The following is a 22,527-nucleotide window of genomic DNA, read 5'->3' as shown; positions in this document are numbered from 1 at the left end:
GCCCCATGCCCGCATCCGCGCGTGAGCGCCGCCGGCTCCCCCGCTATGCGGAACTGAAGCCCTTGCTGCGGATGCGCCCGCCCCAACTGAACGCCACGCGACGGCGCCTTCAGTCGGCGTTCACCATCGCCGATCTGCGCGCGATCGCCCGCCGCCGCTGCCCACGCGCGGTGTTCGACTACGTCGACGGGGCCGCCGAGCAGGAGATCAGCCTGCGCAGGGCCCGCGAGGCGTACGCACGGGTCGAGTTTCGCCCGCGGGTCCTGCGCGATGTCGGGTCGGTGGACACGGCCACCGCCATCCTCGGGGCCACCGCGTCGCTGCCACTGGTTCTCGCGCCGACCGGATTCACCCGGATGATGCACCACGAGGGCGAGCGCGCGGTCGCCCGTGCGGCCGCGGCCGCGTCGGTGCCCTACGCGCTGTCCACGATGGGCACCACCTCGATCGAGGACGTCGCCGCGGCGGCGCCCCTCGGGCGGCACTGGTTCCAGCTCTACCTGTGGAAGGACCGTGACGCCTCGACCGATCTCGTCGAGCGCGCCCGCAAGGCCGGCTACGACACCCTCGTGCTCACCGTCGACACCCCCGTCGCGGGCCTGCGGCTTCGCGACTCACACAACGGACTGATGATCCCGCCGTCGCTGACCGCCCGCACCCTGCTCGGCATGGCACGTCATCCCGCGTGGTGGGGCAATCTGCTGACCACCGAGCCGCTGAGCTTCGCCTCGCTGAACGCGTGGAACGGCACCGTGGCCGAACTGGTGAACAAGATGTTCGACCCGACCGCGACCACCGCCGATCTGACCTGGCTTCGCGATCAGTGGCCCGGCCGTCTCGTCGTCAAGGGCATCGGGCACGTCGACGACGCCCGCACCGTGGTCGACCTCGGGGCCGACGCCATCGTCATCTCCCACCACGGCGGCCGCCAACTCGACCGCGCCCCCGCCCCGCTGGACCTGCTGCCCGACGTGGTGGCCGCCGTGGGCGAGCGTGCCGAGGTGTTCATCGACTCGGGCGTCACCAGCGGCGCCGATCTGGTGGCCGCCCGCGCCCTGGGCGCTCGCGCCACGCTGGTCGGACGCGCCTACCTCTACGGACTGATGGCCGGCGGCCAGGCCGGAGTCACTCGCGCCCTGGACATCCTGGCCGGCGAGGTCGTCCGCACGCTGCAGCTGCTCGGCGTCGCGCACATCGACGAACTCGACTCCCGCCACGCCCGCCTGCTCCCCCGCTGAACCCTGCCCCGCATCAATGACCGAGCAGGCGTGCACTCGCCTCGGCACGCCGCAGCGCGGCCAGCAACGCCGCTCGGCCCATGCCGTCGATGTCTTCGGTGAGCGCGTCGAGTGCGGTCTTCCCGCCCGACTGGAGCTTCGCGATGAGATCACGGTGGACCGTGGCCAGGCGGGCGGCGTCGAAGTCCGGGCGGACGAAGGTGAGCAGCAGCCGGATCTCGTCCTCACAACGGTGATAGCTCTCCACCAGGTGCTGGTTTCCCGCCGCCTCGACGATCGCCCGGTGAATGGCGCCGTGAGCCTTCGTCACCTCTCGCCAGAGCGGGCCGGGTGACCGCTCGGCCAACGCCTCAAGCCGTTCGACCTCGGCGAGCGCCGGGCCGAAGTCCGCCTTCGCGTCCAGGGCCATGCGCAACGCGCCGAGTTCGAGCACTTTGCGGTAATCGAAGATCTCGTCGATGCGCTGTTTGCTCAAGGGAGCCACGATCGCGCCGCGGTGCCGCTCGTGCACCACCAGACCACGCTCGACGAGCAGCCGCAGCCCCGAGCGGATCGTATGCCGGCCCACGTCGAAACGCTCCGCCAACTCCTCCTCGCGGAAGCGAGTGCCCACCGGATGAGCCCCGTCCAGCAACTCATCACGCAACGTCCCGGCCACGCGCTCGGGCGCGGTCCGCACATCGGCTGGATCGGCGGCTGACACGACCATGACGCTCCTTGATCCACATACGTGTTCCCACTACGACCGGATACGATACTCCCAACTATTGTGCAACAATCTTTCGCATCTTGATGGTACGGTCCAGGCCAATTTTGCTGCGGCCGAGATACTCGCTCGGCTCACCTCGGGGAGCCCGTCAGCAGCGTGGACAGGCGAGGGACCAGCTCCCCTGGGTGCACGCTGATCAATCTCGCTTTCGAGCGGGGCTTCTCGAACGGAGTGAACCACGCCTGGAACGCCATCGGTACGACGCCGAGAGCTGCTCCGACAGCGCTCTCGTCGATGCCGTCCATGGCACAGTTCCGCCGCGCCACTCATCTCGGTGCCACCATCAGCCTGTTCATGGACCACGTCCGCCGGTGGGGCGACGTCCTGGCCGACGACCTGTTCACCTCGCAGACAGCCGACGTGGGGAGCCGAGCTCCTGGATGCGGCCGCGACGTACGGGCAGAGCCTGCCCCTGTGGGCGGGCCGGGTCCATCGTGAGGAAGTCGGCGTTGATGAAAAGGGTGTCCGCGGGCCGAGCCATGGCTGTCTCCGTCCGCATCAGGTGCCGGGGTGGCCGAGCCACTCAGCGGCCGCGTTGAGCAGCAGGCGCACGCCGGTGTCGAGGGCGGGTTCGGCCAGCGGGGCGAAGCGGGGTGAGTGGTTGCCGGGGATGTCAGCGGGCACTCCCTGGTCGATGAGGTCTTCCAGGCGGAAGCCTTCGAAGCTCGCAGGGTCCAGGCCTCCGAAGTGCCAGAACACCGAGGGGACGCCGAGGGCCGATCCGAATGTGCCGAAGTCCTCGCTGCCGGGCAGGGCGTGGGGCAGGGTGAAGGCCCGCTCCGGACCGAGCACCTGGGCCATAGCGGCCAGCACCTTGTCGGTTGCCTCGGGGTCGTTGACGGTGACGGGGAAGCCCGGCAGCTCGGTGATCTCAGGTTCCCGGGGCGCGGCGGAGGCTTCCGCCTCGGCGCGGATGATCCGCTTGACGGCCGTGAGGACCTTCTCACGCATGGCGGGCGTGGCACTGCGGATGTTGATTTTCAAGTCGGCGGTGTCGGGGATGATGTTTTCCTTGGTGCCCGCTCGCAGCGCGCCGACGGTGACTACCGCCATCTGGGTGGCTCCGACTTCGCGGGAGACCACGGTCTGCAGTCGCATGACGATCGCCGCGGCCATGACGACCGGGTCCACGGTGGTCTCCGGCGACGATCCGTGACCACCGGTGCCGAACAGCCGCACGTGCAGGTTGTCGGAGGCCGACATAACCGTGCCGTGCCGGGTGCCGGCGAAACCGACGGGAATAGGCGCTACATGCTGGCCGAGGCAGACATCGGGCCGGGGGAACCGCTCCAGGAAACCGTCCTCGATCATCGAGGGGGCGCCCCCGACCTCCTCTGCGGGCTGGAAGACCGCCACGACCGTGCCGCGCCAGGACTCCCTGTCGGCGGCCAGCAGCGCGGTGGCTCCCAGCAGGCACGTCACATGGACGTCGTGCCCGCACGCGTGCATGACCGGCACCGTCTCGCCCTGGTCATTGAGCGCGGTGACGGTGGAGGCGTAGGGCAGGCCGGTCTCTTCCCTGACCGGCAGCCCGTCCATGTCCGCGCGCAGCAGCACCGTGGGCCCCTCACCAGAACGCAGCACGCCGACCACACCCGTCGCACCGACGCCCTCCGTGACGTCCCAGCCTTGGTCGCGCAGTTTGCCGGCGACGATCTGGGCGGTGCGCTTCTCCTGGAAAGAGAGTTCGGGGTGGGCGTGCAGGTCTTCGTACACGTCCCGCAGATCCGGCAGGAGTGCGGGCAGCCCGGCTGCCAGAGGGTGGGAAGCGTGGTTCACGAGAGTTCCTTTTCGATCAGGGAAGAAGGTTCTTGGCTCGCCGCGGGGAGGTGCCCCGGAGCGCCGGCCGGCAGAGCCGGGGTGCTCCGGGGGTGAGGCAGGCCACGACAGAGTCGATGACCGCGCCCAGGACGAGGAAAGCGAAGGCGGCCTGGAAGGAGAGAGCATCGGCCGGCACATCCGTCACCGTGGGCGCCACCACACCGGCGAGCCGGCCGCCGGGGATCCGGCACAGCACACGGGCGAGGAAGAAGACCGAGATCACCACGCCCTGCTCGCTGCGGCCGAGATCGAACTCCTCACCGGTCGACGGCAGCACCACGTTGACGATCAGCCGGTCGGCGTGGTCGATGAACCAGGCCGCCAACAGCAAGACCACGGTGAGACGCACCGGGCCACTCAACCGAAGACGCGAACCGGCGCGAGGGCGGGGAAGCAGGCATCGCCGTTCCTTCCAGCAGCGGCAGATAATCGACCGTGACGGGGACTCCCTCCATGGTCCGGTTTCGGAAGGAAGCAGAAGAAAATATGCAGGAAAGCTTCAGCAAGCCACCTGCAGAGCCGGATTATGAAGCGGCCTCGTTCTCGGAGAACGACCTGGAACTCGTCGATGCCCTGCAGTCCTCACCCCGTGCGACGTGGGCCCAACTGGCCCGGGTCCTGGGGGTCGACGCGACCACGGTCGCACGCCGCTGGGAACGCCTGCGGACCCTCGGTCTGGCCTGGATCACCGCCTACGAAGCACCGCACGCGGCCACCGTCGCCTACGTCGAAGTGCGCTGCCGACCAGGCACCTTCGACCAGGTCAGCCACGCACTCGCCCGGATACCCTGGATCTTCAGCGTCGATGAGACGGCGGGCGACTTCGACCTCTTCCTCTCCGTCGCGGCCCCCGATCTCCACACCCTGGGAACCGCTGTGCACGGCACCATCGGCGCACTGCCCGGCGTCCACTCCACCAAGAGCCGTCTTGGCATCACCGTCTTCGGTGAAGGCAGCGACTGGCGTACCCGAGCCATCGACGCAGCGGCACGCGCCCAGTTGCCGGAATCCCGCAACACCGTCCGTGACACCTACAGCTCACACATGGGCACACGGCTCACCCAGCAAGATCACGCCCTGCGCACCGCGCTGGGCATCGACGGACGACTCAGCTACAAAGCACTCGGCGAAGCAGCCGGACTGAGCGAGCACACCGCCCGCAGACGCCTACTGCAGATGCTCCGCGCCCGCGACCTGACCTTGCGCTGCGACATCGCCCACCCCCTGGCCGGCTACCGGGCCATGGTCATCTACCGCGCCTGCGTGCCTCACAGCCACCTCGAACAGACCGGCATCGCCATGGCCCGGATGGAACAGATCCGCCTCGCCGTCTCCGTCAGCGGACCACACAACCTGCTCTTCATGGCCTGGCTCCACGACCTCAACGGCATCGGCCCCTTCGAGCGCCTCCTCACCGACCGCTTTCCTCACCTCGAAGTCAAGGACCGCACCGTCGCGCTCCACTCCCCCAAACGCATGGGGTGGCTCCTGGACCGTCACGGCCGCGCCACCCAGCATGTTCCGCTTCCCCTGAACCTGTAGAAGGCGCCCGTCCGAATGCCGTGCCCCCGGACTGCTGGTTCTGCGGCAGCGGAAAACGGATCGAGCCCGCCAACCCGAACCGGAGGACACCTCAGTGGGCGGTTCGTGATTTTATGTCCGTTCCGGACTCAGTTACTGCTTCTTGCTGAAGCTGAAGGTGCCGGGCGCGGCCTCGGTGAGGATTCCTGGTGTGACCAGGCGTTACATCTTGGCGTGGGTCCGTTCGACGTGTTTCGGCAGGAGCTCGAAGTCGAGGGCCTGGCAGATGTCGCGGGAAGCGGGCCCGCGGTGGCGTTGAAGGCAGCGAGGATGCGGGGGTAGTCCGGGCGCTCGGGCAGTTCCGGACTTCCTGATGGGGCGGCGCTCTGGACCGGGATCCGGTCGGCGAGGCCGGTGATGGTCGTGCGGGTGATGGCGAGTGTTCCAGACGTAGTTGGGCCTCGCGGAGCTGGGTCTGCAGGGCGCCGATCTGAGTACGGAGATCGTCGGCCAAAGCCCGGGCGGCGTCTTCCTGAAGGTCGAGTGCCTGGAGGAGGGGGTTCAGGTGCACGCGCCGACCACGCGCGGATCGCGCCAGGTGAGCGTGCTCATGTCGGTGAGCCGACGGGCCATGACGTGGGTCATGGCCCAGTAGATGCGGGAGGCGGAGGAGGCCGGGCGGTGTTCGTCATCGCGGACCGGGTGCCGGTGCGGTATCAGGGTCCCGAACGTCTGCTCCACCCGCCCACCGTTTCGGCCGCGGAAGGAATCCCCGCTCCTGAGGGTTCCGCTGGACGATCTCGACGTCGATGCCGAGGCCGCCCCGTGCGTGACGACCTGGTTCTTGAAGCCCTGGTCGACCAGGGCCTTGCTGACCGAGCCGCCGGCCGCGACGGCGACCTGGTCGAGCAGAGTGATGCCGGCCGCGTCGTCGTGGACACCTCGCGGCCGGCACGGTGACGGCGATGACCAGGCCGAGGACGTCCACGGCCAGGCACCCGTTTCGCGGCGTCTTTGCCCGTCGTGACCGCGGGGACCCCGGTGGCCGCCCGGACACTCCGGGTGTCCAGGATCACCAGGGTCGGGTCCTCTGACCGCCGGTTCCTCTCCCGCACCTGACAGCACAGGAGTTCATGGATCTGCTGGTCGGTACCGTCGTCCCGCCAGGCGGCGAAGTAGTAGTACGTCGCGCTCTTCGGCGGCAGGTCGTTCGGCAGGAGAGCCCACTGACAGCCGGTCCGGGACTGGTAGGGGATCGAGTTCACGATCTCCCGCATCGAGTAACGGCCCTGGTGGCCGCTGACGGAACGGTGCCGGTTCTTCCAGGCCGTGAGTACCGGCTCGATCAACGCCCATTGCCCGTCCGTCAAGTCGCTCTGGTACGGCTTGCGTTCACTCACCCACCGATCCCAGCAGGCCACCGGCATCGGACCGGCACGTTCCGGCTTCGCCCACGCCATCAGGCGACACCAGAACCACTCATAGACTCACGAACCGCCCACTGAGCATCCAGCAGGATCTCGGACATCGCGCCAGTGTCGACACCGTCGTCGCCAAACCATTCAGGCGCTGGACTGACTTCGCCGGAGGCGGGCCAGCAGAGACCGAGAAGGTCTGCTAGGGCCCGGCAGCCAAACGAGGGGCAGTTGGAACGCGCGATTGTCGGGTCGGTACAACAGCCGTTCCCCTGCGTGCCCCCAGTTGCGCGGCCGAGCAGGAGCCCGTTTGCACGCTTGGCCACCAAATGGCCACCACGTCATCCCGACCAGGTCGAGGCGGATCGACAACGAGCGACAAAAGGCCGGTTCACAGCCTTGCAGGGCGCAATCGCTACCGACTGTCAACCTGGAACCTGCGCATTACGATGCGTAGACCACGCATGCCCGTTTAGCCCGAATTTCAAAGCCAACGAAAACGAGAAACCCCAGGTCAAAGGCTTGACCTGGGGTTCACCATGGAGCCGCCTTCGGGATTCGAACCCGAGACCTACGCATTACGAGTGCGTTGCTCTGGCCATCTGAGCTAAGGCGGCGCGCCGTACACACTATGGTGCGATCAGCAACGTCGGTAAGTCTACACAGTTTCGGGGGGTGCTCCGTACCCGCCCCGGAGGGGTGACTCCGGGGCCGGTGACGTGGGCTATGAGCAGCGCTTTCCCTTGGTCGGAGGGGTGCCACGGAGCAGGTAGGCGTTGATCGTGGAGTCGATGCAGTCGCTGCCGCGGCCGTAGGCGGTGTGGCCGTCGCCCTCGTAGGTGAGGAGGCGGGCCGAGGAGAGCTGGCCGGACAGGGCGCGGGCCCAGCGGTAGGGCGTCGCGGGGTCGCGGGTGGTGCCGACCACGACGATCGGGGCCGCGCCCTTGGCCTCGATACGGTGCGGCCCGCCCGTCGCCGCCACCGGCCAGTACGCGCAGGGCAGGGTGGCCCAGGCGAGGCCCTCACCGAAGACCGGGGAGGCCTTCTCGAAAGTCGGCAGGGCCTTCTGCACCTCCTCGGGGGTGTCGAAGGCGGCCGGGAGGTCCAGGCAGTTCACGGCGGCGTTGGCGAACATCAGGTTCGTGTAGCGGCCGTCGGCGTCACGCTCGTAGTAGCTGTCGGAGAGGACCAGCAGACCCGCGCCGTCCTTCTCTTTCATCGCCAAGGTCAGCGCCTCGCGCAGTTGCGCCCATGCTCCCTCGTCGTACATCGCCGCGATCACGCCGGTGGTGGCGAGGGACTCGGTGAGCGTACGGCCGTCCGCGTCGCCGGTGGGGATGGGCTGCGCGTCGAGCTTCGCGAAGAACGCCTTGAGGTTGTCGCCGACCTTCGCCGGCGCCGTGCCCTTGCCGCCGAGCGGGCAGTCCGGCTGCTGCACACAGTCCTTCGCGAAGGACTGGAACGCCGTCTCGAAGCCCGCCGTCTGGTCGAGGTTCAGCCTGCGGGCGGGCAGCGACGGGTCCATCGCGCCGTCCAGCACCAGCCGGCCCGTCCGGTCCGGGAAGAGTCCCGCGTACGTCGCTCCGAGGAACGTCCCGTACGACGCCCCCACGAAGTTCAGCTTCCGGTCCCCCAGCGCCGCCCGCACGATGTCCATGTCCCGCGCCGCCTCGGCGGTGGAGACATGGCGCAGCAGCCGGGGCGCGTCACTGCCACAGCCCTCCGCGAACTTCTTGTACGCGTCGACGAGTTCGGTGGTCTCCTGCTCGTCGTCCGGCGTCGTGTCCGTCTGCGTGTAGGTGTCCATCTCCTTCCCGTCGAGGCATTCGACCGGCTCGCTGCGGGCGACCCCGCGCGGGTCGACCGCCACCATGTCGTAGCGGGCGCGGACCTCCGCCGGATAGCCGATACCGGCGTACGCCTGTAGATAGCCGATCGCCGAGCCGCCCGGACCGCCCGGGTTCACCAGCAGCGACCCGACCCGCTTACCCGGCCCCGTGGCCTTCTTCCGGGCTACGGCGAGCTGGACTTCACCGGCGTCGGGCTCGTCGTAGTCGAGCGGCGCCTTGACCGTGGCGCACTCGAACCCTTCGACCCCGCAACTGCGCCAGCCCGGCTTCTGCCCGTAGTACGGCGAGAGCGCGGCCGGCGTCGCCCGCGGCAGCGCAGCCAGTGCCGCCTCGGCCGCCGTACCGGCCGACGTCGTCGCGCCGCCGGAGGAGCAGGCGGAAGCGAGGAGAGCGACGGCGGTGAGGAGTGCGGCGGTGGCGGTGACTGCGGTGGTGCGGGTGGGGCCGGCCGCGTCCGTGGCGTGGCGGGCGTGGGGCTGAGGCTGGGGCTGAGGGCTCCGGCTGGTCGGTCGGGAGGCGCGCCTGATGTGCATCCAGCGAGCGTAACCCTGCGCGATGGATTGATTGCCGTCCGTGCAGGGTGTGGCTCGCATGCATGCAGGTCAGGTCTCGGTCGGATGCGGGGTGCGCCTCGCACGGGTACGGCTTCGGCCTCGGTCGGATGCGAGGGTGCGCCCCATACGCGCACCGCTCCCGCCTCGGTCGGATGCGGGCGCACCTCGTACGAGTACCGCTTCCACCTCCGGCACTGACCGGTCGCGCCTCGTACGAGTGCCGCTTCCGGCTTGAGCGGCAGCGCGGCGTGCCTCGTACGAGTTACGTCGTCAACACGTCTGCCACCCCCACGGTTTCGGGGTGCCGAGCGCCCGTCAGCCCGCTCTCAGTGCCATGGTCATTGCCTCCACCGCGAGCAGCGGGGCCACATTGCGGTCGAGGGCGTCTCGGCAGGCGGCGATCGCCTCGATGCGGCGGAGCGTGGACTCGGGGGAGGCGGCGCGGGCGAGGCGCTCCAGGGTGTCCTCGGCGTCGGCGTTGGCGATGGCCACGCGGGAGCCGAGCTGGAGGGCGAGGACATCGCGGTAGAAGGCGGTGAGATCGGTGAGGGCGAGGTCGAGGCTGTCCCGCTGCGTACGCGTCCTGCGGCGTTTCTGCTTGTCCTCCAGGTCCTTCATCACGCCCGCCGTGCCTCGCGGCATCCGGCCGCCCTGGGACGCGCCCATCGCCGCCTTCAGCTCCTCGGTCTCCTTGTCGTCCATCTCGGCGGCGAGTTGCTTGGCGTCCTCGGCCGCCGCGTCGACGAGCTCCTGGGCGGCCCTGAGGCAGCCGCCGACGTCGTCGACCCTCAGTGGCATCTTGAGCACGGCGGCCCTGCGCTCACGAGCGGCCGGGTCCGTGGCCAGGCGACGGGCCTGGTCGATGTGCCCCTGCGTGGCACTGGCCGCGGCGGCGGCGATCGCGGGCTCGATGCCCTCACGTCGTACGAGCATGTCGGCGACGGCGTCGACCGAGGGCGTCCGCAGGTTCAGGTGGCGGCAGCGGGAGCGGATGGTCGGCAGCACGTCCTCGATGGAGGGGGCGCACAGCAGCCAGACGGTGCGGGGGGCGGGCTCCTCGACCGCCTTGAGGACGGCGTTGGCCGACTTCTCGTTCAGCCGCTCGGCGTCCTCGACGAGGATGACCTGCCAGCGGCCGGTCGCCGGCGAGGTGAACGACTTACGGACGGTGTCCCGCATGTCGTCGGCGAGGATCTGCGTACCGACGGCCGCGACCGTGCTCACGTCGGCGTGCGTGCCGATCAGTGTCGTATGGCAGCCGTCGCAGAACCCGCAGCCGGGGGTTCCGCCGAGCGCACGGTCCGGGCTGACGCACTGAAGCGCGGCGGCGAAGGCCCGCGCCGCCTGGGTGCGGCCGGAGCCGGGCGGGCCGGTGAACAGCCAGGCGTGCGTCATCTTCGACGCCTCGGGGGGCGGCACGTCCGTGCCCGCGGCGGTGACCAGGGCGTCGGCATCGCGGGCGGCGGCATCGAGCTGGGCGCTCACCTTCTCCTGCCCCACCAGGTCATCCCATACGGTCATGGGTCACCCGCCCCTTTCGTCATGGTCCGTGCTGTGCCATCCATTGTGGCGGGTGGCACTGACAACGGGGTCCCTGAGCCAACCGAGACGGCCAGGGGTCCCCGTGGCGCCTCACGAGCCGAGTTCGGCCGAGCTCAGCGGCGCCGACCGCGCCCCCGCTCGTCGTCGAACTCCTCGTCGTCCTCGCGCGGCCCGAGCAACTCGTCCGCCAGCGTCGGCAGATCGTCCAGCGGCGTCTCCTCGGCCCAGTCGGACCGCGTCCGCCGCCGAGGCGCCGCCTCCGCATCGACCTGAGGCATCTCGCGCGTACGGTCCTCGGTCCCGTCCGGCTGCGCCCCCGTCCGCTCGTCCCGGAAGAGCCCCGGCGGAACCCGGTCCGAAGGATCCTCCCCCCGAACGGGAGGAAGCACCGCAGTCTCATCCGCCGCACCGGGCGTCACGGGCGGGAGAACAGCGGTCTCATCCGCCGCACCAGGCGCCACCGGCGGAAGGACAGCCGTCTCGTCAGCCGCCCCCGGCACAACCGGCGGCAACACAGCCGTCTCATCCGCCGCCCCCTGTGCCCCCTCGGGCTTGGGCAGCTCAGCCGTCACCTCGGAATCGCCCGGCCCGGAGGAGCCGGCCTTTCCGGAAGAACCGGCCCGGGACGAATCGCCCTCGGCCGCATCCCCCCGCACCGGCCGCAGCACAGCCGTCTCCTCAGCCGACCGCCCGCGAGCCACGTCCTCCGGCGTCACGACCGGCGTGGGCACAGTCACCGCATCCGACACCGCACCGGGCGCCGCTTCCGGCGCCGCAGGAGCCGTCGCCTGCGGAGGCCCCGCCTCCGCTGCGGCCGCCGCCTGCTCCGCCAGCCTGCGTGCCTCCTCGGCCCGCAGCAGCGCCTCCTCGGCCTTGCGCTGCTTCTCCAGGCGCCGCGCCTCCGCCTCGGCGCGCAGCCGGGCCTCTTCCTCGGCCTGCTTGCGCCGCCGGTCCTCCTCGGCCTTGCGACGGGCCTCCTCCTCGGCGCGCGCCTTCTCCTCGGCGAGGAGCCGGACCCGCTCCTCCTCCGCACGCCGACGCGCTTCCTCGGCCCGCTGCCGGGCCTCCTCCGCCTGCCGCTCGGCCTCGCGCCGCTGCGCCTCCTCCAGCTCGCGCCGCTTGCGCTCCTCCTCCTCGGCGCGCAACCGCTCCAGCTGCTCCTGGCGCTCGCGCTCCAGTCGCTCCTCCTCGGCCTTGCGGGCCGCCTCTTCCTCAGCCTTGCGCCGGGCCTCTTCCTCGGCCTTCCGGCGGGCCTCCTCCCGGGCCTGGATCTCGGCCTCGGACAGCGGCAGCATCTGGTCGAGTCGCGCCCGGACGACGGTCGTGACGGCCTCGGGCTCCTGGCCCGCGTCCACGACCAGGTACCGCCCGGGGTCGGCGGCGGCCAGCGTCAGGAAACCGGACCGCACGCGTGCGTGGAACTCGGCGGGCTCCGACTCCAGCCGGTCCGGCGCCTCCGTGAACCGCTCGCGCGCGGTCTCCGGCGCGACATCCAGCAGGACGGTCAGGTGCGGCACCAGCCCGTTCGTCGCCCACCGGTTGATACGGGCGATCTCCGTCGGGGACAGATCACGCCCCGCCCCCTGGTAGGCCACGGACGAGTCGATGTAACGGTCCGAGACGACCACCGCGCCGCGCTCCAGCGCAGGGCGCACAACCGTGTCCACGTGCTCCGCGCGGTCCGCCGCGTACAGCAGCGCCTCCGCCCGGTGCGACAGCCCCGCCGACGACACGTCCAGCAGGATCGACCGCAGCCGCTTCCCGACCGGCGTCGCCCCCGGCTCATGCGTCACCACGACCTCGTGTCCCTTGGCCCGGATCCACTCGGCGAGCGCCTCGGCCTGGGTGGACTTCCCGGCGCCGTCGCCGCCCTCCAGGGCGATGAAGAAACCGGACGCGGCGGGTACCGTCTCCGGGTCGTCGCCGCCGAGCAGCGCGTCCCGCAGATCCTGCCGCAGCGGCACACCGGAACGGTCGTCGGCCTTGGCGAGCACCAGCGCGGCCACCGGCAGCAGCAGCGCGCCGACCAGCATCAGCGTGAACGCGGCGCCGCCGTGCGCGAACACGAACTTGCCGCTCTCCAGCCGGTGCGGGCCGATGAGCGCCGCCACCAGGGGCGCGATCAGCGCGCCGAGCGCCACGAAGACCCGTACGACCGCGTGCAGATGCTCCGTCGTGCGCGCCCGGCGGTAGTCCTCGGCCTCCTGGTCGAGCAGCGTGTGCCCGGTGCTGGCGGCCACGCCCGCGCCGACGCCGGCCAGCGCGACGATCAGCAGCACGGTGGTCAGGTCCGGGACGAGCCCGGCGGCGAGCAGCGCAACCCCGGTGAAGGCTATGGCCAGCGCGAACAGGCGTCGTCGCGACAGGGAGGGGAGCACCGAAGGTGCCGTACGGATGCCGACTGCGACACCGCCGGTCAGCGCGAGCACCAGCAGCCCGTACGTCACCGGGCCGCCGCCCAGGTCCTTGGCGTGCAGCACCGACACGGCGACGGCCGCGGCGATCGCGCCGGCCACGGCGGCGCAGGCCAGCACCAGCAGCGGCAGGGCGCCGGTGCGGCCCTTTTCATCGACGCCGGTGCCCGTCTTGGGCCGGCGCAGCCCCTCGAGCGGCGACCGCGGGCGCGGGGTGCGCGTGCCGGGCAGCTCCAGGAAGGTCAGCACGGACAGGGAGGCGGCGAAGAGACCGGCCGCCACATACGACGCGAGGGCGGCCTGGTGCTGCTCGAACCAGTCGATTCCGGCGCCCAGCAGGTTGTTGAGCAGGCCCGCCGCGATCAGCCCGCCGGCCGCCAGAGGGATCGCCACGAAGGTCGTACGGATCGACAGGCGCCGCAGGGCGTCCAGGTGGTCCGGCAGCGGACGCACCGTCGCCCCCTCCAAGGGCGGGGTCGGCAGCAGCGCGGGCGCCGCGCTCTCCCGGCACACCGTCCAGAAGCGCTCGGCGACTCCGGTCACGAAGACGGTGACCAGGAGGACGGCCAGCGCGTCGTCCGGCGTCCAGTCGATCCACAGCGGCGCGACGATCAGCAACGCGGCCCGCAGCCCGTCCGCGCCGACCATGGTCCAGCGGCGGTCGAGCGGGCCATCCTGGGACGTGAGCGAGGTGAGCGGGCCGAGCAGTACGGCCCCGAAGAGCAGCGTTGCGAGGACACGCACCGCGAAGACGGTCGCCACTGCGAACGCCACACCCCGGTAGCCGCCACCGAACGAGCCCTCGGCGATCGCCGCCTGGAGGGCGAGGAGGACCAGCACCAGCAGCGCCAGCGCATCGCCGACTCCGCCCACGAGGTGTGCGCTCCACAACCGCTTCAGCTGCGGTTCGCGCAGCAGCGCGCGGACGGCACGCTCGCGGGAATCCGCGACCAGGGTGTCGTCGGGGGCCGGGTTATGGGCCGTTGGCTGCTCGGCTCGCGTCATGCGTTCAGCCTATCGGCAGCCACCGACAGACCGCCGGGCGCGTCCGAACGTGCGCACGCCCCGACACCAAAGCGTTGCCGGGGCGCGCCTTTTGCGAACCAGAAGTGAAGAAGCCGACTCTCACACGACTCGCGGAGAGCCTCAGTCCTCCGAGGCCGACTTGGCAGCCGTCGCCTTCTTGGCCGCCGTCGTCTTCGCGGCCGTTTTCTTCGCCGTCGTCTTCTTGGCAGCCGTCGTCGTCTTCTTCGCCGCGGTCTTCTTGGCGGCCGTGGCCTTCTTGGCCGGAGCCTTCTTCGCGGCCGTCCTCTTCGCCGTCTTCTTGGCGGGCGCCTTCGCCCGCTTCTCGGCGAGCAGTTCGAAGCCGCGCTCCGGGCTGATCTCCTCGACGCTGTCGCCGGACCGCAGGGTCGCGTTGGTCTCGCCGTCGGTGACGTACGGCCCGAAGCGGCCGTCCTTGACGACGACCGGCTTCCCGCTGACCGGGTCCTCGCCCAGTTCCTTCAGCGGCGGCTTGGCGGCGGCCCGGCCACGCTGCTTGGGCTGGGAGTAGATTTCCAGCGCCTCTTCGAGGGTGATCGTGAAGAGCTGGTCCTCGGTCTGCAGCGAGCGTGAGTCCGTGCCCTTCTTCAGATACGGGCCGTAGCGGCCGTTCTGCGCGGTGATCTCCACGCCCTCGGCGTCCTTGCCGACGACACGCGGCAGCGACATCAGCTTGAGGGCGTCCTGAAGGGTCACCGTGTCGAGGGACATCGACTTGAACAGCGAGGCCGTACGCGGCTTCACAGCGTTCTTGCCGGTCTTCGGGGTGCCCTCCGGGAGCACCTCGGTGACGTACGGGCCGTAGCGGCCGTCGCGGGCGATGATCTGGTGGCCCGTCTCCGGATCGGCGCCCAGCTCGAAGTCGCCGCTCGGCTTGGCGAGCAACTCCTCGGCGAGCTCGACGGAGAGCTCGTCCGGGGCGAGGTCCTCGGGCACGTCCGCGCGCTGGTGGAACTCGGAGTCCTTCTCGCCACGCTCGACGTACGGACCGTAACGCCCGACCCGCAGCACGATGTCGTTGGCCACGGGGAACGACGACACCTCGCGCGCGTCGATCGCGCCCAGGTCGGTCACCAGCTCCTTGAGACCGCCGAGGTGGTCACCGTCGCCGTTGCCGGCCTCCGCGGCACCGCCCGAGCCCGTGCCCTCGCCGAAGTAGAACCGCCTCAGCCACGGCACGGCCTGCGCCTCGCCGCGCGCGATGCGGTCGAGGTCGTCCTCCATCCTGGCGGTGAAGTCGTAGTCGACGAGCCGCCCGAAGTGCTTCTCCAGGAGGTTGACCACGGCGAAGGACAGGAAGGACGGGACGAGTGCCGTGCCCTTCTTGAACACATAGCCGCGGTCGAGGATCGTGCCGATGATCGACGCATACGTCGACGGGCGGCCGATCTCGCGCTCTTCGAGCTCCTTGACCAGGCTGGCCTCGGTGTAGCGGGCCGGGGGCTTGGTGGCGTGCCCGTCGACCGTGATCTCCTCGGCGCTGAGCGGGTCGCCCTCGTTCACCTGCGGCAGGCGGCGCTCGCGGTCGTCCAGTTCGGCGTTCGGGTCGTCGGCGCCTTCGACGTAGGCCTTCAGGAAGCCGTGGAAGGTGATCGTCTTGCCGGAGGCGCTGAACTCGACGTCCCGGCCGTCGGCGGCGGCGCCACCGATCTTCACGGTCACGCTGTTCCCGGTCGCGTCCTTCATCTGCGAGGCGACGGTCCGCTTCCAGATCAGCTCGTAGAGCCTGAACTGGTCGCCGGTCAGACCGGTCTCGGCAGGTGTGCGGAACCGGTCGCCCGAGGGGCGGATCGCCTCGTGGGCCTCCTGCGCGTTCTTGACCTTCCCGGCGTACGTCCGCGGGGACGACGGCAGGTAGTCGGCGCCGTACAGCTGCGTGACCTGGGCGCGGGCGGCCGCGATCGCGGTGTCGCTCAGCGTCGTGGAGTCCGTACGCATGTACGTGATGAAGCCGTTCTCGTACAGCTTCTGCGCGACCTGCATCGTGGCCTTCGCGCCGAAGCCGAGCTTGCGGCTGGCCTCCTGCTGCAACGTCGTCGTTCGGAACGGGGCGTACGGCGAGCGGCGGTACGGCTTGGACTCGACCGACCGGACGGCGAACCGCGTGTCCTCCAGGGCGGCGGCCAGGGCGCGGGCGTTGGCCTCGTCGAGGTGGAGGGTGTTCGCGCTCTTGAGTTGTCCCAGGGAGTCGAAGTCGCGGCCCTGCGCGACCCGCCTGCCGTCGACGGTCTGGAGGCGGGCGACCAGCGACGACGGGTCCGAGGAGTCCCCCGCACGGCCGGTCGCGAAGGTGCCCGTCAGGTCCCAGTACTCAGCGGAACGAAACGCGATGCGCTCGCGTTCCCGCTCCACCACGAGTCGAGTGGCGACCGACTGGACGCGGCCGGCCGACAGCCGCGGCATGACCTTCTTCCACAGGACCGGCGAGACCTCGTAGCCGTAGAGGCGGTCGAGGATGCGGCGGGTCTCCTGGGCGTCGACCATGCGCTGGTTGAGGTCGCGCGGGTTGGCGACGGCGGCGCGGATCGCGTCCTTGGTGATCTCGTGGAACACCATGCGCTTGACCGGGACCTTGGGCTTGAGCACCTCCAGGAGGTGCCACGCGATGGCCTCGCCCTCGCGGTCCTCATCGGTGGCGAGGTAGAGCTCGTCGGAGTCCTTCAGCAGGTCCTTGAGCTTTTTGACCTGTGCCCTCTTGTCGGCGTTGACCACATAGATCGGCTCGAAGTCGTGCTCGACGTCCACGCCGAGGCGGCGCACCTCGCCGGTGTACTTCTCGGGCACTTCGGCGGCGCCGTTGGGGAGGTCGCGGATGTGCCCGACGCTCGCCTCGACGACGTATCCGGGGCCGAGATAGCCCTTGATCGTCTTCGCCTTGGCAGGCGACTCGACGATGACGAGTCGGCGGCCGCCCTTTGCGGTCTCGCTGGTCGGGGACAACTTCGCTCTTCTCTCCGGTCGGCGCTGGGGTCAATCCCCAGGCCTTGGTTCCCGGGGTCGGGTCATGCTGACGCTGCGGAGTGTGACGGTACATCCCGCCCCCGTGTCAAACGGGAAAAGCCCGCAACGGCCACTCGAACGGTAACCCGACTCCCGCCATTCCTGCCGCCCGGAGTGCCCACCGGCCTTTTCGAGCCTATGCGGAGCATGACCTCCTAATTATTGAAGTCCCTGTCCTGGCACGGTCCTCAGACGCGGGTGAAGCACCACGTTCCGAGGATCAGCGCGATCACCGCGGCGACGGTCGCGAGGGTCGCCGATGCGACAGGGCTCACACCGTGGGCCACGGGTTCGCGGTGCCGCACACGCACCGCCGTCCACACCAGCAGTCCGCCTCCGAACAGGGCGAACACCACACCCGCGAAGATCGCCGGTCCGCTCTCCATGGTTCTTTGCGCCCCTTTTCTCCCGTCCGTACCTACCCCGGTGCCGGGAGGCTGGCACGTACGGACGGCGGCCCGGCGAACCTCAGGTGAACGAGGGACCGACGCGGCTGTGGATCCCCGCCGCCGGGCCCGGACCGCTCTCGGGCCCGATCCCGACCGGGCTCGGACCGGTCTCAGACCGACCCGGGCGCGGGTATCTTTCCGGTCGTCTTCTTGTCGTCGGCACGGCTCACCGTGCACACGACCTTGGTGAAGCCGAGTTCCCAGTCGTCCTCGTCGGCCACCCAGCCGTACACGGTCCGCTCCGACCCGGGCGCCCAGGTCGACGCGAATTTGTTGCGGCAGAGCTTGGTCGAGTTGTCACCGCCCTTCTTCTGACTCATTCCGCTCGGTGCCTGAACAGTGCCTATGACCTGGTCGGTGTGCGGTTTGGAGCATTCGGTGAGCGGCGCTTTGTAGCCGTCCTCCAGTTCCCCGTAGACCCAGCAGTCGCCGACGCTCATCTGTCCGACCCACAAATCCGTGCCCGCGTCGCGGAAGCTGCCCACTTCACCGCCTATCGCGGCATGGCGGCCGAGTACGAGACATGCCGTACCGCTGTTGGCCGTCGTGAAGCCCTCCCTCGTCGGTACGACGGCGTAGCCGGCCGCGTCCGGCAGCGCCTCCGTGACCGACCGGGTCTGGTTCTCGCAGCGTTTCGCTCCCTGGGTGCGGGCGTCGTCGTAACCGGCGGCCGTGTCGACCGCGACGACCTGCCCGTCCGGCCAGTCATCGGCGCAGTCCACGACCCCGAGGTTCGGCTCCGACTTGAACGGCGCCCCCGTCCAGACCGCCTGCACACAGTCCCCGGTTTCCAGGGCATCGGTGAGGCCGATCACTTCGCCGTACGGATACACGGGCCCGGTCGGCGGTTGCGACCCCTGGGACGACGCGCTCGACGACGGCGAGCTCTTCGTCGCCGCGCGCCGGCCGCCACCGTCGTCACCGGTCAGCGAGACGGCCGCCCAGGCACCGCCGGCGACGACGAGGACGGCGCCCACGACGAGGGCGATCAGCGCGAGACGTTTCCTGGAAGCGGGGGGCGGTGTGCCCGGGCCGCCGGGGAAACCACCGGCATACGGCTGTGGAGTGCCACCGTACGGCGAAGGCGCGCCGCTCCCCGCGTACGGCGAGCCCGGCACCTGCGCATACGGGTTGCCGGGGTCGACGTGCCCCTGGGGGCCGGGCTGCCGCCAGACGTCGTACGGCGTCGCCCCGGGCGCACCGCCGTATGTCCCACCGGGTGTCGCCGGGCCACCGGCACCGGGGCCGGCGCTGCCCGGACCGCCGGCAGGAGTGTGCGGCGTCTGTGGAGTGTTGGGCGTCGGAGGCATGCCCGGTGGCATCCGGGGCGTGCCGGGCGGAGCTGCCACGAAACCCTCCGGCGGCGGCCCGAAACCCCCTGCCACGGGCGCCGCGCCCCATCCGGGCGCCCCGGGAAACCCCGAGCCCGCCGCACCTTGCAGCACCCGCTCCAACCCCCGCGCCACCGTCTCCGGCGTCGACCTGCGCACCGGATCCTTCACCAGCAATCCCTGCAACACCGGCGCCAGTTCACCCGCGCGGACCGGTGGCGTGGGTTCCTCGCCGAGCAGCGCCGTAAGGGTCGCGTAGTCGCCGTGGCGGTCGAAGGGGCCGCGTCCCTCGACCGCGGCGTACAGCGTGGCGCCGAGCGAGAACAGGTCGGCGGCCGGTGTGGGCGGCTCGCCGCGGGCCCGCTCCGGGGCCAGATAGCCCGGCGTGCCGAGGATGCCGGCGGTGGCGGTGAGCCGGGGTTCGCGGGACTCGGGCTGGAGGGCGATGCCGTAGTCCGTGAGCAGCACGCGTGCGTGCGGGTCGCCCGAAGCGTCCGGCGCCAGCAGGATGTTGGCCGGTTTCACATCCCGGTGGAGGATTCCGATGCGGTGCCCGGCGGCGAGTGCGTCGAGGACGGCGAGCCCGACGCGGGCCACCTGGGCGGGCGACAGCGGCCCCGAACTCCGTACGACCGCCTGGAGGTCGACCGCGTCCGGCACGTACTCCATGACGATCCAGGGCAGCCCCTCGTTCACCACCACGTCGTGCACCGTCGCGACATGCGGATGGCCGCGCAGCCGTGCCGCGTGCCGGGCCTCGCTGCGGGCGCGGGCGATCCTCCCTTGCATCGCGGGCTCGCTCGCGTCCATGGGCACGTCCGGAAGCGCGATCTCCTTCATCGCGACTTCGCAGGCCAACTCCCCGTCGTACGCAAGCCATACGCGGCCCATGCCGCCCGCGCCGAGCGTGCTCAGCAGCCGATACCGGCCGTTGATGACCCTGCCTTCGCCCTGATCCGGCGTCTCCCCCGACATCACGCCTCCCCCGAGACAGCGCGCCTCCCCCGAGAACGCGTGGACTCTGTCTCTCGAAGGTAGCTTCGCACGCACCACTGACAGGAGACCTTTTCCGGATCAATCCCACCAGAGCAGACGCATGTGTATCAGGGACGCACTCGCGCCTCAGGCATCACGGGCGCAGCCGCCCGCCGGGGTCACTACGCCGGATGGAGGAACCCCTGCTCCACCAGGAGCCGGATCTGCGCGGGCGTGCGGTCGCGCAGCAACACCGGGTCCTCGCCCATCAGTTGGGCGATGGCATCCAGAATCCGGCCGGCGCTCAGCGTGCCGTCGCAGACGCCGGCAAAGCCCGCGCCGACGGTGTCCACCTTGGTGGCCCGGCGCATACCGCGGTGCTGGCGCAGCACCACATGCTCCGGGTCCTCGGCGCCGGGCAGCCCGACCTGCTCCTGGACGATCTCGGCAGCGAGCCTGAAGTGCCCTTCGAGCAGGTCCGCGTCGTCGTGCGCGCGCAGAAAGTCGAGGCGGCCGAAGTGCGCCCGGACCGTCTCGCCGAGCGGCTGTTCGACCGGATGCGGCCACTCCTCGACCGTCACCGAGGGCACGGCCGTCCCGGTCCTGCGCAGCGTGATCCAGCCGAAGCCGACCGCCTTCACCTTGCGCGCCTCGAACTCGTCCAGCCATGCGTCGTACAGCGCCTGGTACTCGGCCGGGTCACCCCGGTGATCGCCGGCGTCCCTGAGCCACAGCTCGGCGTACTGCGTGACGTCCTGCACCTCGCGCTGCACGATCCAGGCATCGCACCCGCGCGGCACCCACGACCTGAGCCGGTCCTGCCAGTCCTCCCCCTCCACGTGCTGCCAGTTGGCGAGGAAGTGCGCGAACCCGCCGTCCCGCAGCCGTTCCCCCGCCTCCTGAACGAGCGAGCGGCACAGATCGTCCCCGCCCATTCCTCCGTCGCGGTACGTCAGCCGTGCGCCGGGCGAGATCACGAAGGGCGGGTTCGACACGATCAGGTCGTACGTCTCGTCGTCCCGGACCGGCTCGAACAGCGAGCCCTCCCGGAGGTCGGCCCCCGGGGCTCCCGACAGGGCCAGCGTGAGTGCGGTGATGTGCAACGCGCGCGGGTTGACGTCGGTCGCCGTCACGCGCGTGGCGTGCTGCGCGGCGTGCAGCGCCTGGATCCCGGAGCCGGTGCCGAGGTCGAGGGCGGCGGAGACAGGCGTACGGACGGTGATGCCCGCCAGCGTCATGGACGCGCCGCCGACTCCGAGGACGACGCCTTCGTTCCGGCTGCCGATGCCGCCGGCGCCGCCGACCGCGCACCCCAGGTCGGACACGATGAACCAGTCCTCACCACCGGGCCCGCCGTACGGCCGTACATCCACGGTGGCGGCGATCTCGCTCCCGCCGACGGGCACCAGCCACCCGCTGTCGAGGCACTCCGCCAGCGGCAGAACGTCCTCCACGCGCGCGTGCGGCACCGGCTGCTGCAACAGGAACAGCCGTACGAGCATCTCCAACGGCGTGTCGCCGCGTGTCGCCCGGAGCGCGGGCACGGTTTCGCTCCGGGCGAGCGCCGCGTACGCGGGCGCGCCGAGGAGCTCGAGCAGCCCGTCGGCGGTGAAAGAGGCCGCGAGCAGGGCGTCCCGGAGGCGGGCGGTGATCTCGGGGTGGTCGGCGGAGGGCAGCGGGGACAGGCTGGAGTTACTCACGCCCTCATTGTGACCCGCGTGCGGCCACGGGTACCGCGTCCTGCCGCGGAGGGGGCCTCAGCTGTCGGTGGCCGAGACCGACGCGGCCGCCTTCTTGCAGCTGGCCTGCTTGACCAGAGACTTCTTGGCGTCGCCCTCTTCCAGCTGCTTGAGCGCGGCGACCGCGTTCTTGCGCAGGGTCGCCACGTCCTTCATCCCGTCCGACATCTCGTTCAGTCCGGACGCGAACTTCGCCTGGTCCTTCGTGTTCAGCCCGTCGACCTGCTTCTTCAGATCGGTGTAGGCCGTGGACACGGCGGTGAGCTTGCTGATGGCGTCCTGCTGCTTCTTCGCACCGTCGTCGATGCCCGCGGGCGCGCCGGCGTCCTTGAGGGAGGCCGCCCGCGTCTCGAAGCCCTCGGCAAGGTCCCCGAATGCCTGGGAGTCGACCTTCTGGAGCTCCTCGGGCTCGCTGTCCGTGGCCACCTTGTTGATCGCGGCGTCGGCGGCGGCGATCTTCGCGTTCGGGGCCAGGGCCGTGTCGCAGATCTTCTTGGCCCAGGCGTCGAGCTCCTCGTTGCTCTCGTCGCTGGTGCATGCCGACAGCGCCAGTACCAGTACCGCACCGCCGGACAGTGCGGCCGCGAGCTTCTTGTTCACCGGTTTGGTCCCTTCCATGGCTCTCGGCCCCGGAACTTACACGCCGGACAGGGGACAGCCACACACGGAAGGTCCACTAGAAACCTGTTTGATGTGATTTACACCAGAGAGAGAAGGGTCACGGCATCCGGCGTGAACACGCACGGGGCGGGCGGGGGGGGCGGGGGGGGGGGCCGGGCCGCCGCCGCCGGGGGCGGGGGGGGGGCGGGGGGGGGGGCGGCGCGGGGCGCTCCGCCGCCCGGCCGCCGGCGGGGCGCGGGCCGCC

The 22,527-nt window shown here is 70.6% G+C and carries 14 protein-coding genes, 1 tRNA gene and 1 pseudogene; 2 read left to right on the top strand and 14 right to left on the bottom strand.

What is annotated here, in order from left to right:
- The first annotated feature begins 5 nt into the window (after positions 1-5).
- Positions 6-1,238 carry an alpha-hydroxy acid oxidase gene (locus KCH87_RS46515; RefSeq protein ID WP_210594044.1) on the top strand — a complete coding sequence of 411 codons (1,233 nt, stop codon included), beginning with the start codon at positions 6-8 and terminating at the stop codon, positions 1,236-1,238.
- A 13-nt stretch (positions 1,239-1,251) separates the two neighbouring features.
- On the opposite strand, the gene KCH87_RS46510 is transcribed toward KCH87_RS46515, so the two are convergent.
- From KCH87_RS46510 to KCH87_RS49815, 4 genes are all read right to left on the bottom strand, one after another.
- Positions 1,252-1,947 carry a GntR family transcriptional regulator gene (locus KCH87_RS46510; protein WP_210594043.1) on the bottom strand — a complete coding sequence of 232 codons (696 nt, stop codon included), beginning with the start codon at positions 1,945-1,947 and terminating at the stop codon, positions 1,252-1,254.
- A gap of 400 nt (positions 1,948-2,347) precedes the next feature.
- The gene (locus KCH87_RS46505; protein ID WP_210594042.1) at positions 2,348-2,488 is read right to left on the bottom strand and encodes a hypothetical protein; all 141 of its coding nucleotides are present in this window, start codon (positions 2,486-2,488) and stop codon (positions 2,348-2,350) included.
- A gap of 17 nt (positions 2,489-2,505) precedes the next feature.
- Positions 2,506-3,786 carry an amidohydrolase gene (locus tag KCH87_RS46500; protein ID WP_308299087.1) on the bottom strand — a complete coding sequence of 427 codons (1,281 nt, stop codon included), beginning with the start codon at positions 3,784-3,786 and terminating at the stop codon, positions 2,506-2,508.
- Between the two features lie 16 nt (positions 3,787-3,802).
- Entirely contained in the window at positions 3,803-4,177 is a 375-nt protein-coding gene (locus tag KCH87_RS49815; protein WP_247197857.1) for a hypothetical protein, read from the bottom strand.
- 137 nt (positions 4,178-4,314) lie between these two features.
- On the opposite strand from KCH87_RS49815, the gene KCH87_RS46495 reads away from it, so the two are divergent.
- Positions 4,315-5,370: an Lrp/AsnC family transcriptional regulator gene (locus KCH87_RS46495; RefSeq protein WP_210594040.1), complete on the top strand. Its 1,056-nt coding sequence runs from the start codon at positions 4,315-4,317 to the stop codon at positions 5,368-5,370.
- A gap of 540 nt (positions 5,371-5,910) precedes the next feature.
- Here KCH87_RS46495 and KCH87_RS46490 read toward each other — a convergent pair.
- The 10 genes and pseudogenes from KCH87_RS46490 to KCH87_RS46445 form a co-directional block, all read right to left on the bottom strand.
- Positions 5,911-6,749 (bottom strand): annotated as a pseudogene (locus KCH87_RS46490) (IS5 family transposase).
- 555 nt (positions 6,750-7,304) lie between these two features.
- Positions 7,305-7,381, bottom strand: a tRNA-Thr gene (locus KCH87_RS46485).
- Between the two features lie 107 nt (positions 7,382-7,488).
- Entirely contained in the window at positions 7,489-9,147 is a 1,659-nt protein-coding gene (locus KCH87_RS46480; protein WP_210594039.1) for an alpha/beta hydrolase, read from the bottom strand.
- A gap of 336 nt (positions 9,148-9,483) precedes the next feature.
- Positions 9,484-10,689, bottom strand: coding sequence for a DNA polymerase III subunit delta' (locus tag KCH87_RS46475; protein ID WP_210594038.1), 1,206 nt, complete (start codon positions 10,687-10,689; stop codon positions 9,484-9,486).
- Positions 10,690-10,823: 134 nt separating this feature from the next.
- Positions 10,824-14,129, bottom strand: a complete 3,306-nt coding sequence (tmk, locus tag KCH87_RS46470) for a dTMP kinase (RefSeq protein ID WP_210594037.1) — start codon at positions 14,127-14,129, stop codon at positions 10,824-10,826.
- Positions 14,130-14,270: 141 nt separating this feature from the next.
- Positions 14,271-17,108 (bottom strand): type I DNA topoisomerase, encoded by a 2,838-nt coding sequence (topA, locus tag KCH87_RS46465; RefSeq protein ID WP_210594036.1) that lies wholly within the window; start codon positions 17,106-17,108, stop codon positions 14,271-14,273.
- Positions 17,109-17,356: 248 nt separating this feature from the next.
- Positions 17,357-17,554, bottom strand: coding sequence for a hypothetical protein (locus KCH87_RS46460; protein ID WP_210594035.1), 198 nt, complete (start codon positions 17,552-17,554; stop codon positions 17,357-17,359).
- A gap of 173 nt (positions 17,555-17,727) precedes the next feature.
- Positions 17,728-19,923, bottom strand: a complete 2,196-nt coding sequence (locus KCH87_RS46455) for a serine/threonine-protein kinase (protein WP_210594034.1) — start codon at positions 19,921-19,923, stop codon at positions 17,728-17,730.
- A gap of 182 nt (positions 19,924-20,105) precedes the next feature.
- Positions 20,106-21,623, bottom strand: coding sequence for a class I SAM-dependent methyltransferase (locus KCH87_RS46450; RefSeq protein ID WP_210594033.1), 1,518 nt, complete (start codon positions 21,621-21,623; stop codon positions 20,106-20,108).
- Between the two features lie 57 nt (positions 21,624-21,680).
- Positions 21,681-22,280, bottom strand: coding sequence for a small secreted protein (locus KCH87_RS46445; protein ID WP_210594032.1), 600 nt, complete (start codon positions 22,278-22,280; stop codon positions 21,681-21,683).
- Positions 22,281-22,527 lie beyond the last annotated feature (247 nt).

The organism is Streptomyces sp. GESEQ-35 (genome assembly GCF_017948485.1).
Classification (GTDB): domain Bacteria; phylum Actinomycetota; class Actinomycetes; order Streptomycetales; family Streptomycetaceae; genus Streptomyces.
This window is presented reverse-complemented; position numbering and strand designations above follow the sequence as displayed.

Excerpts from the sequence above, each read along its gene's own strand:
- KCH87_RS46515 (WP_210594044.1), top strand. The coding sequence starts at position 6 with ATGCCCGCATCCGCGCGTGAGCGCCGCCGGCTCCCCCGCTATGCGGAA.
- KCH87_RS46510 (WP_210594043.1), bottom strand. The coding sequence starts at position 1,947 with ATGGTCGTGTCAGCCGCCGATCCAGCCGATGTGCGGACCGCGCCCGAG.
- KCH87_RS46505 (WP_210594042.1), bottom strand. The coding sequence starts at position 2,488 with ATGGCTCGGCCCGCGGACACCCTTTTCATCAACGCCGACTTCCTCACG.
- KCH87_RS46495 (WP_210594040.1), top strand. The coding sequence starts at position 4,315 with ATGCAGGAAAGCTTCAGCAAGCCACCTGCAGAGCCGGATTATGAAGCG.
- KCH87_RS46480 (WP_210594039.1), bottom strand. The coding sequence starts at position 9,147 with ATGCACATCAGGCGCGCCTCCCGACCGACCAGCCGGAGCCCTCAGCCC.
- KCH87_RS46475 (WP_210594038.1), bottom strand. The coding sequence starts at position 10,689 with ATGACCGTATGGGATGACCTGGTGGGGCAGGAGAAGGTGAGCGCCCAG.
- tmk (WP_210594037.1), bottom strand. The coding sequence starts at position 14,129 with ATGACGCGAGCCGAGCAGCCAACGGCCCATAACCCGGCCCCCGACGAC.
- KCH87_RS46460 (WP_210594035.1), bottom strand. The coding sequence starts at position 17,554 with ATGGAGAGCGGACCGGCGATCTTCGCGGGTGTGGTGTTCGCCCTGTTC.
- KCH87_RS46455 (WP_210594034.1), bottom strand. The coding sequence starts at position 19,923 with ATGTCGGGGGAGACGCCGGATCAGGGCGAAGGCAGGGTCATCAACGGC.
- KCH87_RS46445 (WP_210594032.1), bottom strand. The coding sequence starts at position 22,280 with ATGGAAGGGACCAAACCGGTGAACAAGAAGCTCGCGGCCGCACTGTCC.